Genomic DNA, 17329 nt, shown 5'->3' with positions numbered 1-17329 from the left:
TGCGAGTCACTACTTAAAGAATTTAGACAAATTAAATAAACATATAATTATGAAGTCATTTCCAACGCTGACCGCCATGTGCAGTATGGAAACTAGGAGAAAGAAAATGAGCAAAGTTAACGTAAAGAAAGTTGTAGTAGCCTACTCTGGCGGTCTAGACACATCAGTAATCATTCCATGGTTGAAAGAGAACTATGACTGTGAAGTAGTGGCGTTTGTCGCGGATGTTGGCCAAGGTGCTGAAGAGCTAGAAGGTATTGAAGAGAAAGCAAAAGCTTCAGGTGCTTCTGAGTGTTATATCGCTGACCTTAAAGAAGAGATGGTTGCTGATTACATCTTCCCAACGCTAAAAACCGGTGCTTACTACGAAGGCAAATACCTACTAGGTACTTCAATGGCTCGTCCAATCATTGCTAAGGCACAGGTTGAAGTGGCACGTAAAGTAGGTGCAGACGCACTGTGTCACGGTTGTACGGGTAAAGGTAATGACCAAGTTCGTTTTGAAGGTGCATTTGCTGCACTAGCACCAGATCTACACGTAATCGCACCATGGCGTGAATGGGATCTAGTAAGCCGTGAAGAATGTCTGGATTACCTAGCTGAGCGTAACATCCCTTGTACTGCTTCTCTGACTAAGATCTACTCGCGTGATGCAAACGCATGGCACATCTCTACAGAAGGTGGCGTACTAGAAGATACATGGAACGCGCCAAACGAAGATTGCTGGGCTTGGACGGTAGACCCTGAGCAAGCGCCAAACGAATCTGAAACAGTAACGCTTAAAGTAGAAAAGGGCGAAGTGGTTGCCGTTGACGGTGAAACAATGACGCCATACAACGCACTGGTTTACCTGAACGAGAAGGGTGCTAAGCACGGTGTTGGTCGTATCGATATCGTAGAGAACCGTCTTGTTGGTATGAAGTCGCGTGGTTGTTACGAAACTCCGGGTGGTACTATTATGATGGAAGCACTGCGTGCAGTAGAGCAACTGGTTCTTGATAAAGCAGCATTTGAATTCCGTGAAGAACTAGGCGTTAAAGCTTCTCACCTTGTATACGATGGTCGTTGGTTCACTCCACTATGTAAGTCAATTCTTGCTGCGACAGGAGAGCTAGCGCAAGACGTGAATGGTGAGGTAGTTGTTAAGCTTTACAAAGGCCACGCAACGGTAACTCAGAAGCGTTCTGACAACAGCCTATACTCAGAAGAGTTTGCAACCTTTGGTGAAGATGAAGTTTACGACCAAAGCCATGCTGAAGGCTTCATCCGTCTTTACTCGCTATCAAGCCGTATCCGTGCTCTAAATAGCCAAAAGTAATACTAACAATGAGTTAGTGAGCTAGCCTTCACTGAAATATTGAAGGCCAGTAAATAGACATGATTATGCAAAGCCCACTCACTATTGATTAGTGAGTGGGCATTTTACTTTCTAATCGCCTAATAAATCAGCTTCGGTTTTTACTATGGGATGGCATATAATTCGCGCTCTACGCTGTAAAGAATCAATGGATGAATCTTTTGGTGAATAAATATGTGAAAAAAATGAATTAATACTTTATTTTCATTTTGAATTGCCGTAAGTTTAAACCATCAGAAAAATACTGAATCTTAATCAGAATTATCATTTGCAAAAACAGTGAGCACTGTGCAATTAGGAGATACACAATGGCATTATGGGGCGGTAGATTTACCCAAGCAGCAGACACGCGGTTTAAAGATTTTAACGATTCTCTTCGTTTTGATTACCGATTGGCTGAGCAAGACATTGTGGGCTCAATTGCCTGGTCTAAAGCTCTACTGTCGGTCAACGTATTAACAGAAGAAGAGCAGCAGAAGCTTGAGTTAGCGCTGAATGAGCTAAAACTTGAGGTGATGGAAGATCCTGAACAGATTCTACGTTCTGATGCAGAAGACATTCACAGCTGGGTTGAACAACAACTTATCGGCAAAGTCGGTGATTTGGGCAAAAAGCTTCACACTGGCCGTTCTCGTAATGACCAAGTGGCGACAGACCTAAAACTATGGTGTCGTCAGCAAGGTAACCAACTGCTGCTAGCGCTTGATCGCCTGCAGAGTCAAATGGTTAATGTCGCTTCCCAGCATCAAGGTACTGTGCTTCCTGGCTACACTCACTTACAACGTGCGCAGCCAGTAACGTTTGCTCACTGGTGTTTGGCTTACGTTGAAATGTTTGAGCGTGATTACTCGCGTTTGAATGATGCGATTAAGCGTCTAGATACATGTCCGCTGGGTTCTGGTGCCCTTGCAGGAACCGCTTACCCGATGGACCGTGAAGAGTTAGCTCACAACTTAGGTTTCCGTCGTGCAACGCGCAACTCTTTAGATTCAGTATCTGACCGTGATCATGTGATGGAGCTGATGTCGATCGCTTCTATCTCTATGCTTCATCTTTCGCGTCTTGCGGAAGATATGATCTTCTACAACTCTGGTGAATCAAATTTCATTGAGTTAGCGGATACCGTGACATCAGGTTCATCTCTGATGCCACAGAAGAAAAACCCGGATGCGCTAGAGCTTATCCGTGGTAAAACAGGCCGTGTATACGGTTCACTTGCTGGCATGATGATGACAGTGAAAGCACTGCCTTTGGCTTACAACAAAGACATGCAAGAAGATAAAGAAGGTCTGTTCGACGCTTTAGACACTTGGAATGACTGTATGGAAATGGCGGCACTGTGTTTTGACGGCATCAAAGTGAACGGCGAGCGTACACTTGAAGCGGCGAAGCAAGGTTATGCAAACTCTACTGAGCTGGCTGATTACCTAGTAGCGAAAGGCATTCCTTTCCGTGAAGCCCACCATATTGTCGGTGTAACCGTCGTCGCGGCGATTGCGAAAGGTTGCGCGCTAGAAGAATTAACCATCGCAGAGATGAAAGAGTTCTCTGAGGTGATAGAAGAGGATGTGTACGACATCCTGACCATTGAATCATGTCTTGAAAAACGTAGTGCGCTAGGTGGTGTATCACCGAAGCAAGTGGCTTATGCGGTTGACCAAGCTGAGAAGCGTTTGGCGCAGCGTGATACCTCTATCGTTAAGGTTCGTCCTGCTCGTTTGACTGACATTGAAGCGTTGGAAGGCATGGTCGCTTACTGGGCGAACATGGGTGAAAACCTGCCTCGTTCTCGTAATGAACTGGTGCGTGATATTGGCTCATTCGCCGTAGCAGAACATCATGGCGAAGTGACCGGTTGTGCATCGCTCTATGTCTATGACTCTGGCTTAGCGGAAATCCGTTCACTGGGTGTCGAAGCTGGCTGGCAAGGTCAAGGGCAGGGCACTGCGATTGTTCAGCACTTGGTTGAGAAAGCGCGACAAATGGCAATCAAGAAAGTGTTCGTACTGACTCGTACACCAGAGTTCTTTATGAAGCATGATTTCTTACCAACATCGAAATCTCTATTGCCTGAGAAGGTACTGAAAGATTGTGACCAGTGTCCTCGTCAACATGCATGTGATGAAGTTGCGTTGGAAGTGAACTTGGTAGAGCAGATTATCGCTAAGGTTAATGTTGCATAAGGTGTTGATTTTATAGCTCCTAAAAAAAAGATCAAAAATCTGATCTTTTTTGGGAACAAACTAAGAAAAGCCCGGTCTATTAAAGTACCACTGCTTTTTCTTAGAATTTTCTAAGAAAGCCCCAAAACCGATTGGTTTTGGGGCTTTTTTCTATCTGCTATTTGGCAAAAGATGATAACTCGATAATTGAGATGATCGCCTGTCCTACAAATACCTCAGCTAACGCTTTTTGCTTCTCAAAGGCAGCACCACAAATTTCATTATCCAATGCAGCGACAATAAGCCACTGAATGCGAAAGCTGCCATCATCAAAGCGATGGCGTTGATGGTTTTTGGGTCTTCCTTGAAAAACAGCCACCATACTCCCCAACTCAATATCGACAATACCGTGAGTTGATTCATACAATGTTGGCAACGACCGAGTTTGTTGAAGATTTTTTCATTTTTATTGCAATGAAGACATGTCATCTTGGGCTTGATTCGCGTTATGCTTGTTGACCTGATAATAACAGTCACAAGATATTGGATCACGGTGACATAGAGAGAGAAGATCGATGATTGAGCGCCAAGAAACCAAGCAACGCATGAGCCGTATTGTTAAACACAACGGTACTATCTACCTATGTGGCCAAGTTTGTGCTGATGCAACAAAAGGCATTACAGAGCAAACACAGACGATGCTAGATAAAGTAGAAACGTTACTTGAGCAAGGCGGCAGCGACAAAGAGCACATGCTGTCAGCAACGATTTACTTGAAAGACATGAAAGACTTCCAAGAAATGAACGCGGTATGGGATGCATGGGTTCCAGAAGGTCACGCTCCAGCTCGCGCATGTGTGACTGGCGACATGGCTCGTGAAGCACTACTGGTTGAGATCTCTGTGATTGCAGCTGAGAAGTAATTCTCTCGCATTTAGCGATAAGTAACGGTTTAAGAGATTCCAGATACTTCGTCCCTCGGTTCTGGATTGACGGGTTAAGTTTTGGTTTAGTTGCTTAAATAAATCAACGTCATTCCCGAAAGCGATGAAGGAGCATCATCGGGAACCTGTTATTTGCTCGTTGCCAAAAAACCAAAAGGAAAGCCAATGGCTTTCCTTTTTAGTATCTAATCTATGTTAATAGAGCAAATGGTTACCTGTCTCAATCCACCGAGATTAACAACCTGGACCACAGTCTAGGCAGTGTTTCACCATCTCTGGACCTAAGTGCAGTTTCGCGTTGAGGTCACGCAGTGCAGTTCGTACACCTTCTTCGATTACTGGGTGATAGAACGGCATATCTAGCATTTCAGAAACCGTCATCTTGTTTTGGTGTGCCCATGCTAACAAGTGCGCTAAGTGTTCTGCATTTGGTCCCATCATTTCAGCACCAAGGAAGCGACCTGTACCTTGCTCGCCGTAAACGTGCAGAATACCTTTGTTACGTAGCATCACTCGTGAGCGGCCTTGGTTCTCGAAAGATACTTCACCCGTTGCGAAACAACCACATGTGCCTAAGCGAGTAGTGATCTCTTTGTAAGTTTCACCAATCATCGCGATTTGCGGGTCAGAGAAAACCGCTGAGATTTTAGAGCGGCGTAGGCCTGCACGAATCTCAGGGAAGCGACCTGCATTGTCGCCGGCAATGCGAGCTTGGTCTGCTGCTTCATGTAGCAGGGGCAGTTGGTTGCTGGCATCGCCCGCAATAAAGATTGATGGTAACGATGTTTGCAGTGTGTAGTGGTCTGCAACTGGCACACCACGCTCATCAAGCTCAAGAGAGGTATTTTCTAGACCAAGTTTGTCAGTGTTAGGGCGACGACCTGTTGCTGCCAGCACATACTCAACGATATTGGCTTCTAGCTGACCTTGTTTATTGATGAACTGGATTTCGACACGTGGCTCACCCGCTTCAGTGGTAATACGCTTCATGCTTTCGATTTTCACGTCGGCATCTAGGTAGAACTCTTCATTGAAGGTTTTATCTGCGTAAGCCATGATCTCTGGGTCAGTTACTGGACCAACTTGACCACCCAAGCCGAACAGTTTGGTCTTAACACCTAAGCGATGTAGCGACTGACCAAGCTCTAGACCAATTACACCTGGTCCAAATACGGCAACTGATTCTGGTAAATCATCCCAGCTGAATAAGTCGTCGTTAATAATTAGGCGGTCGCCAAGTTCATTCCACACCGCTGGGTATGCAGGGCGAGAGCCGGTTGCGATAACAATACGCTTTGCCGTGATCACTGTGTGGTCATCAACTTGAAGTGTGTTGTCGTCTAAGAATTTTGCGTAGCCAGAGATCTTATCTTGCTCTGGGATTTCATCTACGCCCTCTAAAACAAAACCAACAAAACGGTCACGCTCAAACTTCACTCGGTCCATTACTTCACGACCGTTAATTACGATATCACCTTGTGGGTGAACGCCAAAAGCCGGAGCTTTCTCGATTTGGTGTACGCTTTCTGCAGCTGCAATAAGCAGTTTAGATGGCATACAACCAACACGAGCACAGGTTGTACCGTAAGGGCCGCCTTCAATCATCACGACACTGTCAGTGTGTGCTTTTGCAGCGCGGTAAGATCCTAGACCTGCCGTACCGCCCCCGATAACTGCTACATCTACATTGACTTGTTTCATAATAATTTTCTCACAATGGCTAAATTTAGTGTGAACGAACCCTCCAACTCATGTGATGTTTTTAGTGAGTCAGGATAGCGGGTCAGTTTTGTGGTTCTGTTTTATTAGGTTTAGCTTGTGACTGTGGTTAATGCGAGCCACAAGCTTGATTCAACCCGATAGGGTTAGCCAACCCACAAGTGAGTGGATTAGCCTTTTGGCAGTGATTAGCCTAGGAAAGCTTCTAGTTCTTCGCTACCACCGATGTGCTTACCACCGATGAATACTTGAGGAACCGTTGTGCGACCAGAGATTGCACGTAGGCTTACAGTAGTAGCGTCTTTACCTAGTACTACTTCTTCGTAGTTTAGACCTTTGTCGATTAGGTTCTGTTTCGCTTTCATACAGAAAGGACAGCCTGGCTTAGTGAATACTGTAATTGACTCTTGCTCTTTGTGCTCTGGAGCAATGTAGTTCAGCATAGTATCTGCATCAGAAACCTTGAACGGGTCGCCTGGTACGTCTTCTTCGATGAACATTTTCTCTACCACGCCGTTCTTAACTAGCATGCTGTAGCGCCATGAACGTTTGCCGAAGCCGATGTCGTTTTTCTCAACTAACATACCCATGCCATCTGTGAAATCACCATTACCATCTGGGATGAATGTGATGTTTTCTGCTTCTTGGTCTGCTTTCCATGCGTTCATTACGAACGTATCGTTTACAGAAACACAAAGGATGTCATCAACACCGTTCTCTTTGAACACTGAATGTAGTTCGTTGTAACGAGGAAGGTGGCTTGACGAACAAGTTGGTGTAAACGCGCCTGGTAGGCTGAATACGATAACTGTTTTGTCTTTGAATAGCTCTTCAGTCGTTACGTTAACCCATGCATCACCTTGGCGAGTTGGGAATGTGACTTGAGGGATTGATTGACCTTCTTTAGATGCAAACATATTGATTTCCTTAAATGATATTTTAATTTTGTTCTAGGAGAGCTTAACGCTTTTCGCTGCTCTGTTTCGTTTTGTTGAGCCCATTATTAGATAAATTTTTTGATAGATCTAATCGTTTGATGTTATGGTTTTGATAGGTAAATTCTATCAAGAGAATTTTTTTTAAAATGTTGCTATGAAAACCCTTGTTCTTATTAAACTTGAGGTAAGAGACTGATCATGAACATTCGTGACTTTGAATACTTGGTGGCGCTCGCAGAGCACAAACACTTCCGAAAAGCGGCAGAAGCGTGCTTTGTCAGTCAGCCAACACTAAGCGGTCAAATACGCAAACTAGAAGATGAAATCGGACTTCAGTTAACCGAGCGTAGTCCAAGGAAGGTCATATTTACAGAATCAGGGTTACAACTTGTTGAACAAGCCAAGCGTATTCTCAACGAAGTGAAGACTTTTAAGGATATGGCGAGTGGCCACGGTGAAGCGATGACCGGACCAATGCACATTGGTTTCATTCCAACCGTGGGTCCTTACATTCTGCCTAAGATTGTCCCTCACCTGAAAGAGAGCTTTCCCGAGTTAGAGCTGTACCTGCATGAGGCGCAAACTCACCAATTAGTGAGTCAATTGGAAGATGGCAAGCTTGACTGCTTGGTGCTGGCTGCGGTTGATGAAACTGCAGTGTTCAAAGAAATTGATGTGTATGACGAGCCATTAAGTGTTGCGGTTCCATGTGACCATGAGTGGGCTCAGCAGGATACGGTAGATATGCTTCAACTCAATGGACAGACAGTCTTAGCACTTGGTGACGGTCACTGTTTAAGGGACCAAGCTTTAGGGTTCTGTTTTGCTGCTGGTGCAAAAGATGATGAGCGCTTTAAAGCGACCAGCTTAGAGACGCTGCGTAACATGGTGGCGGCAGGCGCGGGGATTACCTTGCTACCACAATTATCGGTACCAAAGGAAAAGCAGAAAGATGGTGTGTGCTACGTGCCTGCGGTAAACCCAACGCCTTCACGTCGTATTGTGGTTGCGTACCGTCCGGGCTCTCCATTGAAAGGGCGCTTTGAGCAACTGGCGGAGACGATTCGCACTCAGTTGGAAAAGGTCGTTTAGCTTGCTCTCCGCATAGCAGATATAAAAAAGGGTTGATATGAATTCATATCAACCCTTTTTATTTGTTCATGTTGCTAGGTTCAACAAACCCTATCTAGAACAGCTCTTCTACCGTTTCACCTGAAGACGTGGAGTAGATGTCTTCATTGAAACGTTCAGTGATGTACTCACTTGGCTCAGTGCCTTTTTCGAAGTACTCAAACATTGATGAGCTATCGTATTTGTTGGTCAGTAAGCCAGTATCACGGTCAATACGAACGCGAACGATGTTTTCTGGAATCTCTTTACGTTGCGCTGGAACACCTGCCAATGCAGTACCCATAAAGTCTACCCATGCAGGTTCTGCAGTCTTAGCACCGGCTTCCGCACCAGTAATCTGGTTCTTACCAAGGTTAGAGTTCGCTTTAGTACGACCTAGATTACGGTTGTGGTTATCAAAACCAACCCATACCGTTGCAACCATGCCTGGGCCGTAGCCACTGTACCAAGTATCTTTCGAGTCGTTAGTCGTACCTGTTTTGCCGCCAATATCACGACGTTTCAGTGGTTGAGCACGCCAACCTGTACCGTTCCAACCTGTACCAGCACTCCAATCACCGCCGCCCCAGATGTTGCTGTACATCATTTCACGAACTAGGAATGCGTTCTGCTCAGAGATAACTTGAGGAGCGTATTGAACTTTCGCATCCACATCTTGCTCGGCAAACTCATCCGCCATTGGATCGGGCGTGATGGTTTGTTTGCAATCTTCTTTACAGACAACTTTTGGTGTTGCTTCAAACTCAGTCTCGCCAAATGGAGTCTCAACGCGGCTGATGTAGAAAGGTTCAACGTAGTAACCACCGTTAGCGAATACTGAGTAACCTTGCGCTACTTTCATTGGCGTTAAGCTACCAGCACCTAGTGCAATAGTTTCAGAACGAGGCACCTCATCGATATCAAAACCAAAGCGAGTTAGGTAGTTACGAGTGTCATCTAAGCCAACTTCACGCAGTACACGTACCGCCATTACGTTTTTCGATTGAGCTAAGCCAATACGTAAACGAGTAGGGCCGACGTAAGTTGGTGGCGAGTTCTTTGGTCGCCATGCCGTACCTTGGCTCTTATCCCATTGGTTGATTGGCGCATCGTTGATAAGAGAAGCTAGCGTTAAACCTTTCTCGATTGCTGCTGAGTAAATGAAAGGCTTGATACCAGAACCCACTTGACGAATAGATTGCGTCGCACGGTTGAATTTGTTGTGTACGAAGTTAAAGCCACCAACCATCGACAATACAGCGCCGTTGTTTGGATTCATAGCCACAAACGCAGTGTTGGCATTCGGCACTTGGCTTAGGCGCCAAACTACTGGAGTGTCAGATTCTGCTGTTACTGACTCTTCTGTTGCTTCTTCAGATACTTCGTCTCCTGTGATGGCGTCATGACGTACCCAAACTTGTTCACCAACTGCAAGAATCTCTTTGGCTTGAGAAGGTGCTGGACCTTGGCGATCGTCTGTTAGGAACTTACGCGCCCAATTCATACCTTGCCATTCGATCGTGCCTTCGCCTTGATTCTTTACCCATACTTTAGCGCTTTTCGGATCAACAGCAGTCACTACTGCAGGAACTAGGTCACCGTAGGTTGGTTGAGATTTAAGGTGTTTCACGATCTTGTCGTGGTCCCAAGCCGCTTGAGCGGTTTGCCAAAGTACTTTTTCTGCGCCACGGTAGCCGTGACGCTCATCGTAGCTAAGTAGGTTCTTAATCGCAGCTTGGTTTGCCGCTTTTTGCAGCTTCGAATCAACGGTTGTGTAGACCTTCATACCAGAGGTGTATGCGTCTTCACCGTAGCGTTCAACCATCCAAGCACGTGCTACTTCTGCCACGTATGGTGCGCTCAGTTCGATCTCTGCACCGTGGTACTTTGATACAAGCTGTTCATTGCTTGCTTCATCAAACTCGGCTTGAGTGATGTATTTCTCGTCGAGCATACGACGCAATACAACGTTACGACGGTTAGTCGCACGTTCAATAGAGTAGATAGGGTTCATGGTTGATGGTGCTTTCGGCATACCAGCCAGAGTCGCGATTTCACTCAATGTAAGATCCGGAAGATCTTTGCCAAAGTAAACGCGTGCTGCTGCGCCAAAACCATACGAACGATGACCAAGGAAGATCTTGTTAACGTAAAGCTCCATGATCTCTTCTTTGCTAAGCAGTTGCTCAATATGGATCGCAATGAAGATCTCTTTAATCTTACGCATGATCTTTTTCTCATTAGATAAGAAGAAGTTACGCGCAAGCTGCTGAGTAATGGTACTCGCCCCTTGTTTTGCCGAACCTGACATTGCTACTACGATAGCTGCACGAGTAATGCCGATTGGGTCAATACCAGGGTGTTCGTAGAAACGGCTATCCTCGGTAGCAATCAAAGCCTCAACTAAGTGGCGAGGGATCTCATCATAAGTCACTGGAATACGACGTTTTTCACCAAATTGGGAGATCAACTTACCGTCTTGGCTGAAGACCTGCATTGGAGTTTGGAGTTCTACGTTGCGCAAAGTGGCAACATCAGGCAACTCTGGTTTTACGTAGTAATAAAACCCAAAAATTGTACTGACTCCAAGAATCATGCAAATCAATGTAAATATGAATAATCGCTTTATGAACTTCACCGGATAATCCCTGATTAGTTAAGGCTGATAAGCAGCAAACCCTTGTACTCTAGGCTAAAAAATTAGCTTTCGTTTATTAACGCTTATTTAACTAATAATCACAACCCCTAGATAATCAACGAAATGCTTGGCACTTCAGGAGCTAGGTCACATGGGTTCATCATTAATTACAGGTATAGATATAAATCACCACAGTATTAAAGCTGTGGTGCTAAAACCCATGGGGGAATTGTATGCCCTAGTGGGATACAAAGAGCTGCCGATTTCGGACGACATTTTTACAGCTAACCATACTTTGGAGTATCAGAAAACTGTTAAGAAACTCAAAGAACTTAGGAAAGGGCTGCCTTTCGGCTGTCGTAATGTCGCCATTTCGGTACCTGATAACACGGTGATCAGCAAGGTACTGCAAATTGAGAGTGAACTCGAAGACAGAGAGAAAGAGTTTTCGATTTATCAAACCTTCGCCCATCAATCTCCTTTTCCCGTCGAGGAGCTGAGTTTAGATTTTGTGAAGCTGGAAGACAAACGATTTGGTAAAGGTGCGACGAGCAGTTATCAGGTTTATGCTACTCGTAAAGAAGTGGTCGATAGCCGAGCAGAGGCATTAACCAAGGCTGGCTTTAAACCGGTTGTCGTTGATACGCAGGCGCATGGTTTGCTTCATGTTTGGCAGCTTGCCTCACGCTTGTACCCGGAAAAAAGTAATTGGCTGTTGGTGGACATTAGCGTTGATCAAACCTCGCTGGGCATCATTCCTCAGGGGGCTGCTCCTTTCTATAAAGACATCGCCTTTGGTACGCAAGACCTTTGCAGTATCGAGAATCCCAATGATATCGAGGCTGCGTTTGGCAGTGCTCAGGATGCTCATCAATTTATCGTTAACTTGATTGAAAAGCTCAAACGCCAGTTGCAGCTCTATTCCTCGGTGAATGCTCACCAACCTATCTCAGGTATTTGGTTAATGGGAGAGGGCGCCAGTACGCCAATGGTGACCGAAGAGCTCGAACGCCATTTTCAGCTGAGCTGTGAATCATTGAATCCTTTATCTCTCTTTGAGAATAAGGTTGCGAGGAAGCGCCGCCTGCAAATGGATTGGCAACATTTTGGAATTGCTGCGGGTATGGCGATGAGCGGACTCAAATGGCAGGGAGAGAAGCATGTTGCATCAAATTAACCTGCTACCTTGGCGAGATGAGATGCGTGCTCAACATCGAAAGCGTTTTATTCATTTAGTTATCCTTGGCGTGATTGTGGCTGGGGCAGGGCAGTGGGCAGTCGGAAACTACTTCCATGATCAACAAGCCAAACAGCAAGCTCGCCTTAATTATCTTAACCAATACATTGCAGGTCTCGACCGACAGATTCAGTCACTAAAAGTCGCGGAGCAAGAGCACAAAGCCATTTTAACTCGGCTTGATGTAGTGGAGTCTTTGCAGCTCGGCCGTAATAAAACCACCGACTTTATGAACTTGATGCCGGAGCTGATTCCTGAGGGTGTGTATGTCGACAAGATAAAGATGAATGGTCAAGAGATTGAGATGGCGGGTATCAGTGACAGTACCGCTCGTCTCGCAACCATGCTGGATAATTTAGAACGATCTGAATCTCTGAAAGGGGTCGAGATGCACTCTATTGTCCACAACCGTAAGCGCTTCAATAAAGAGTTTCAGACCTTCAAGGTGTCTTTCGTGTTCAGCCCTGTGTCGTTAGAAAGTACAACTGCACATCGAAAGGGTAAGGGGGCTAACCATGGCTAGCTTTCAAAGCATGATGAGCCTGCAAGAGCTTGATATCGATGAGATCACCGAGTGGCCACTGTTGCCTCAGTTATTGGTGATTCTATTGCTGGTGGCGCTCATTCAAGGGCTGGGAACTTGGTTCTATATTCTGCCCTTGGATGATGAGCTACAACAGATGAAGCAGCAAGAGCTGACCTTGAAAGCAACACTGCGCATCAAAGCCAATAAGGTTGCTGCTTTACCTAAGCTCCAGGGCCAACTGGATGAACTGACCAGTCGCTACGATTATTTGTTAGAACAGCTGCCCGTGCAAAAGGAGTTGGCGAGTATGTTGGCATCAGTCAATGAGCTCGGTTTAGATAACTCACTAACTTTTACCCGAATCGACTGGGGCGAAAAACAGAACAAAGCCTTCTTGTATCGCTTACCTCTTAACATCGAACTGACAGGTGACTACCACGAGATAGGCGACTTCTCCGCAGCTATCGCTAAGCTACCGCGAATCATCAGCTTTGATGATGTGAGTTGGCAGAGAGTCAGCCAAGAAAGCAGCACACTTCATTTTAGGGTTCGAGCTTATACCTACCAGTTTAAATCGGAGGTTAACGATGGGGCTCAATAGCACGCTCTATTCAATTCTGTTACTGCTGATGTTGTCAGGCTGCAAAGCTAACCAGGACTCACTAGAAGACTTTGTGGTGCAGGTTGAGCTTAAGGCGAGAAAAGAGGTTGAACAGCTTGTTCCTGCGACCGAGTTCTCTGCGGCTGCCTATCAACGACGAGCTTTTCGTCCTCCATTTGAACTACCCAAAGAAGCGATCGTTCAAAACCAGCCCTTGGTGAAGAAAGATTGCTGGCAACCCAGCGCTCGTGCTCGCAGTGGCAAGTTGGAGAAATACCCACTGAGTAAATTGCGCTTGAAAGGTGTGATGGGCAGTGGAACGAGTGTGTTTGGGCTTGTACAAACCCCCAAGGGAAATGTCGTCAATGTGAAAAAAGGCCAGTTTATCGGCTTAAACAACGGCCGAGTTACTAAGGTGACGAGCCAATACGTTCTGATTGATGAAACTCTTCCAGATGGCTTAGGTTGTTGGCATAAGCGCAACGTTAGGCTGGCTCTGAAATAAACCAATGTCACATGATGTGGATATGAGATGTAAATATGAATAAAGGAATAAGTGGATTAGTGAGCAAAGCTCTACAAGGTTTTGCTGTGTCTGTGATGTTGGTTTTTAGCGTCTTCGGTTACGCAGAGAGCTCGTCTAATAAATTAGAGAAAATTGATTTTCGAGTTAACAATGACAAAGACGCTGTCATTATCATTGAGCTAGCAACCAGTAGCGCGGTAGTCGATGTTCAGCGAGCACAAGAAGGCTTGAGCATCGAACTTATCAATACAGAAGTGAATGATGACAAGCTCTACCTTTTGGACGTCAAAGATTTCGCGACTCTGGTTGAGGGTATTGAAGTATACAAAGAGACGCCAAGCACTCGGTTACTGGCGACCATCAGCAATGACTACCAATACGAATATGACCTCAAGGGGCGCTTCATCGAGGTGGTGATCAGTAAGCCTAAAATTGAAGAAGTTGCGACGGAGAAAAGCGTACTTGAGAAAGAGGGTAAGCTGATATCGATTAACTTCCAAGATATCCCGGTACGAAATGTCCTTCAGTTGATAGCTGACTACAATGAGTTCAACTTGGTAGTATCCGATTCGGTTGCCGGTAACCTGACGTTGCGCTTGGATGGGGTTCCTTGGCAGCAAGTTCTCGACATTATCTTGCAAGTTAAGGGCTTAGATAAACGCGTCGACGGCAACGTTATCTTAGTTGCTCCCAAAGCAGAACTGGATCTTAGAGAGCAGCAAGCGCTCGAAAAATCTCGCTTAGAAGAAGAGCTTGGAGAGCTTAAATCAGAAATCATCAAGATTAACTTTGCCAAAGCCACCGATATTGCTGACATGATTGGCGGTGAAGGGGCGGTGAGCATGTTGTCTGATCGCGGCTCGATTACCATCGATGAACGTACGAACTCTCTGCTGATTCGTGAGTTGGAAGAGAACATTGCGGTGATACGCGGTATTATTGAGTCGTTAGATATTCCCGTGAAGCAAGTGCAGATAGAGGCGCGCATTGTTACTGTCACCGAAGGTAACCTTGATGAGCTAGGCGTGCGCTGGGGCGTTTCTTCCACCAACGGAAGCTTCACCGTTGGCGGTTCAATCGAGGGGAACTACCCATCAGCCATTACACCTTATGGCGACGATAGTGGCAGCAGCGTGATAGATGACTACCTCAACGTGAATTTGGCGGCTACATCGCCAAATGCCTCGAGTATTGCGTTTCAGGTGGCCAAGCTTGGTTCAGATACGCTACTTGATCTTGAGTTATCAGCACTGCAACAAGAGTCTAAGGCGGAGATCATCTCTAGCCCACGCTTAATCACCACCAATAAAAAGCCGGCTTACATTGAGCAAGGTACTGAAATTCCTTACTTAGAGTCCTCTTCGAGTGGTGCAACGTCCGTCGCATTTAAGAAAGCTGTGTTGAGTTTGAAAGTTACCCCTCAAATCACACCAGACAATCGCTTGGTTCTGGATTTGAGTGTGACTCAAGATAGGCCTGGGCAAGTGGTGAAAACTGGAACGGGAGAGGCGGTCGCGATAGATACCCAAAGGATAGGTACGCAAGTGATTGTTAATAATGGTGAAACAGTCGTTCTTGGTGGGATATTTCAACACAGTGTCAGTAGTACAGTCGATAAAGTTCCTCTGTTGGGAGACCTTCCTTTATTGGGTGCATTGTTCCGTCGCAGCTACGAAAATGTGGGTAAAAGTGAACTGCTTATCTTTGTTACACCTAAAGTTGTGATTCAGTAACGTACAATTAGATTAAAAATAAAGTTGCATTAGTGGCACCTAACCTTGATAATTTCGGGTCTTATCACGAATTATCTGTGAGGAATCGGTGCCACGGGCCTTTTAATTTCAGTACTTGTACTGACCTACCTTGTGGCGATGTCATTGAATTAACGTTGTAAATTACTGCTAAAAACATGGCTGAGAAACGCAATATTTTTCTTGTTGGCCCAATGGGCGCCGGCAAAAGTACAATTGGTAGACACCTAGCTTCCCAACTTCATATGGAGTTTCTAGACTCTGACACTGTGATTGAAGAGCGCACTGGCGCAGACATCGCATGGGTTTTTGATGTTGAGGGCGAAGAAGGTTTCCGTAAGCGCGAAGAATCTGTAATCAACGATCTGACTGAAGAGCAAGGTATTGTTCTAGCGACAGGCGGTGGTTCAGTGATGAGCAAAGAAAACCGTAACCGTCTATCTGCACGAGGCATTGTTGTATACCTAGAGACAACAATTGAAAAGCAACTTGCTCGCACAAACCGCGACAAGAAACGCCCTCTACTTCAAACAGACAACCCGCGTGATGTGCTAGAAGATCTAGCGGTATCTCGCAACGCACTCTATGAAGAAGTGGCGGACTATACAGTTCGTACTGACGACCAAAGTGCAAAAGTGGTAGCCAACCAGATCGTAAAAATGCTAGAAGAACGTTAAGTTCATTTTTTCGGAGAGCAAACCCATGGAACGGATTACGGTCAATCTAGCTGAGCGTAGCTACCCTATCTCTATTGGCGCCGGGTTATTTGACGACCCGGCGTACCTTTCTTTTTTATCAGGCAAGCAGAAAGTCGTTGTTATCAGTAATGTGACAGTAGCGCCTCTTTACGCTGATAAAATTCTATCTTTACTGGATCAAGTTGGCTGTCAGACATCTCTTCTAGAGTTACCTGATGGTGAGCAATACAAAACGCTTGAAACGTTCAATTCAGTGATGAGCTACATGCTTGAAGGAAATTACAGCCGCGATGTGGTGGTGATTGCTTTAGGTGGTGGTGTTATCGGTGATTTGGTCGGCTTTGCTGCATCTTGTTACCAGCGTGGTATTGATTTCATTCAAATCCCGACAACGCTTCTTTCTCAAGTGGACTCTTCTGTTGGTGGTAAAACCGCAGTAAACCATCCTCTTGGTAAGAATATGATCGGTGCATTCTACCAACCAAAATCTGTGATCATCGATACCAACTGTTTATCAACACTTCCTGAGCGAGAGTTTGGAGCGGGCATTGCTGAAGTCATCAAATACGGCATCATTTACGATGAAGCCTTCTTTGATTGGTTGGAGCAGAATCTAGAGAAACTTTATCAACTTGATGAATCAGCACTGATTACTGCAATTGCTCGTTGTTGTGCAATTAAGGCTGAAGTGGTTGCTCTAGATGAAAAAGAGTCAGGAATCAGAGCGTTATTGAACCTAGGTCATACATTTGGTCATGCGATCGAAGCAGAACTAGGCTATGGTAATTGGCTACATGGTGAGGCTGTGTCTTCAGGCACCGTAATGGCAGCGAAAACTGCTCAGTTACAGGGACTGATCACTCAGCAGCAGCTTGAGCGAATTATTTCTATACTCAAGAATGCGAAACTGCCAATTCATACGCCAGAAAGCATGTCTTTTGAAGACTTTATGACGCACATGATGCGTGATAAGAAAGTGCTGTCTGGTCAATTACGTCTGGTATTGCCAACAAGTATTGGTACTGCTGAAGTGGTTGCTGATGTGCCTCAGGACATCATTAAACAAGCGATTGATTTCTGCCGTACTCTTTAAATTTGGTTGTGAGGTTGCCTAGTTAAACT

The 17329-nt window shown here is 45.5% G+C and carries 15 protein-coding genes; 11 read left to right on the top strand and 4 right to left on the bottom strand.

Features of this window, described 5'->3' with window-relative positions; genetic code table 11:
* Positions 1-106 precede the first annotated feature (106 nt).
* Together L1D11_RS10095 and argH are read left to right on the top strand one after the other, a co-directional pair.
* Positions 107-1318, top strand: coding sequence for an argininosuccinate synthase (locus L1D11_RS10095; protein ID WP_239834114.1), 1212 nt, complete (start codon positions 107-109; stop codon positions 1316-1318).
* A 347-nt stretch (positions 1319-1665) separates the two neighbouring features.
* The gene (gene argH / locus L1D11_RS10090; protein WP_004737153.1) at positions 1666-3540 is read left to right on the top strand and encodes an argininosuccinate lyase; all 1875 of its coding nucleotides are present in this window, start codon (positions 1666-1668) and stop codon (positions 3538-3540) included.
* Positions 3541-3759: 219 nt separating this feature from the next.
* On the opposite strand, the gene L1D11_RS10085 is transcribed toward argH, so the two are convergent.
* Positions 3760-4008: a DUF3624 domain-containing protein gene (locus L1D11_RS10085; RefSeq protein ID WP_239834115.1), complete on the bottom strand. Its 249-nt coding sequence runs from the start codon at positions 4006-4008 to the stop codon at positions 3760-3762.
* An 86-nt stretch (positions 4009-4094) separates the two neighbouring features.
* Between L1D11_RS10085 and L1D11_RS10080 the strand changes: the two genes are divergently transcribed.
* Complete coding sequence (locus tag L1D11_RS10080) at positions 4095-4442, top strand: RidA family protein (RefSeq protein WP_239834116.1); 348 nt, start codon at positions 4095-4097, stop codon at positions 4440-4442.
* 255 nt (positions 4443-4697) lie between these two features.
* Here the strand turns inward: L1D11_RS10080 and L1D11_RS10075 are convergent, their stop codons facing one another.
* The gene (locus tag L1D11_RS10075) at positions 4698-6164 is read right to left on the bottom strand and encodes a dihydrolipoyl dehydrogenase (protein ID WP_239834117.1); all 1467 of its coding nucleotides are present in this window, start codon (positions 6162-6164) and stop codon (positions 4698-4700) included.
* A 206-nt stretch (positions 6165-6370) separates the two neighbouring features.
* Positions 6371-7099: a glutathione peroxidase gene (locus L1D11_RS10070; RefSeq protein WP_004737157.1), complete on the bottom strand. Its 729-nt coding sequence runs from the start codon at positions 7097-7099 to the stop codon at positions 6371-6373.
* A 219-nt stretch (positions 7100-7318) separates the two neighbouring features.
* Between L1D11_RS10070 and oxyR the strand changes: the two genes are divergently transcribed.
* The gene (gene oxyR / locus L1D11_RS10065) at positions 7319-8212 is read left to right on the top strand and encodes a DNA-binding transcriptional regulator OxyR (RefSeq protein WP_004737158.1); all 894 of its coding nucleotides are present in this window, start codon (positions 7319-7321) and stop codon (positions 8210-8212) included.
* A 94-nt stretch (positions 8213-8306) separates the two neighbouring features.
* Here oxyR and L1D11_RS10060 read toward each other — a convergent pair whose 3' ends face one another.
* On the bottom strand, positions 8307-10868 hold the full coding sequence (locus L1D11_RS10060) for a PBP1A family penicillin-binding protein (protein ID WP_239832390.1): 2562 nt from the start codon (positions 10866-10868) through the stop codon (positions 8307-8309).
* A 151-nt stretch (positions 10869-11019) separates the two neighbouring features.
* Here L1D11_RS10060 and pilM point away from each other — a divergent pair, with 151 nt between their 5' ends.
* The 7 genes from pilM (at position 11020) to aroB (ending at position 17300) form a co-directional block, all read left to right on the top strand.
* Positions 11020-12045, top strand: coding sequence for a type IV pilus assembly protein PilM (gene pilM / locus L1D11_RS10055; protein ID WP_239832391.1), 1026 nt, complete (start codon positions 11020-11022; stop codon positions 12043-12045).
* On the top strand, positions 12029-12628 hold the full coding sequence (locus L1D11_RS10050; RefSeq protein ID WP_239832392.1) for a PilN domain-containing protein: 600 nt from the start codon (positions 12029-12031) through the stop codon (positions 12626-12628). Before pilM ends, L1D11_RS10050 begins: the two co-directional genes overlap by 17 nt.
* Positions 12621-13232 carry a type 4a pilus biogenesis protein PilO gene (pilO, locus tag L1D11_RS10045; protein WP_239832393.1) on the top strand — a complete coding sequence of 204 codons (612 nt, stop codon included), beginning with the start codon at positions 12621-12623 and terminating at the stop codon, positions 13230-13232. Before L1D11_RS10050 ends, pilO begins: the two co-directional genes overlap by 8 nt.
* Positions 13219-13737, top strand: a complete 519-nt coding sequence (locus L1D11_RS10040) for a pilus assembly protein PilP (protein WP_239832394.1) — start codon at positions 13219-13221, stop codon at positions 13735-13737. Before pilO ends, L1D11_RS10040 begins: the two co-directional genes overlap by 14 nt.
* 35 nt (positions 13738-13772) lie before the next feature.
* Positions 13773-15491 (top strand): type IV pilus secretin PilQ family protein, encoded by a 1719-nt coding sequence (locus L1D11_RS10035; protein ID WP_239832395.1) that lies wholly within the window; start codon positions 13773-13775, stop codon positions 15489-15491.
* Between the two features lie 176 nt (positions 15492-15667).
* Complete coding sequence (gene aroK / locus L1D11_RS10030) at positions 15668-16186, top strand: shikimate kinase AroK (protein WP_004737165.1); 519 nt, start codon at positions 15668-15670, stop codon at positions 16184-16186.
* A gap of 25 nt (positions 16187-16211) precedes the next feature.
* Entirely contained in the window at positions 16212-17300 is a 1089-nt protein-coding gene (gene aroB, locus L1D11_RS10025; RefSeq protein ID WP_239832396.1) for a 3-dehydroquinate synthase, read from the top strand.
* Positions 17301-17329: the final 29 nt, after the last annotated feature.

The organism is Vibrio sp. Isolate32, assembly GCF_022397955.1.
Taxonomy (GTDB): domain Bacteria; phylum Pseudomonadota; class Gammaproteobacteria; order Enterobacterales; family Vibrionaceae; genus Vibrio.
This window is presented reverse-complemented; position numbering and strand designations above follow the sequence as displayed.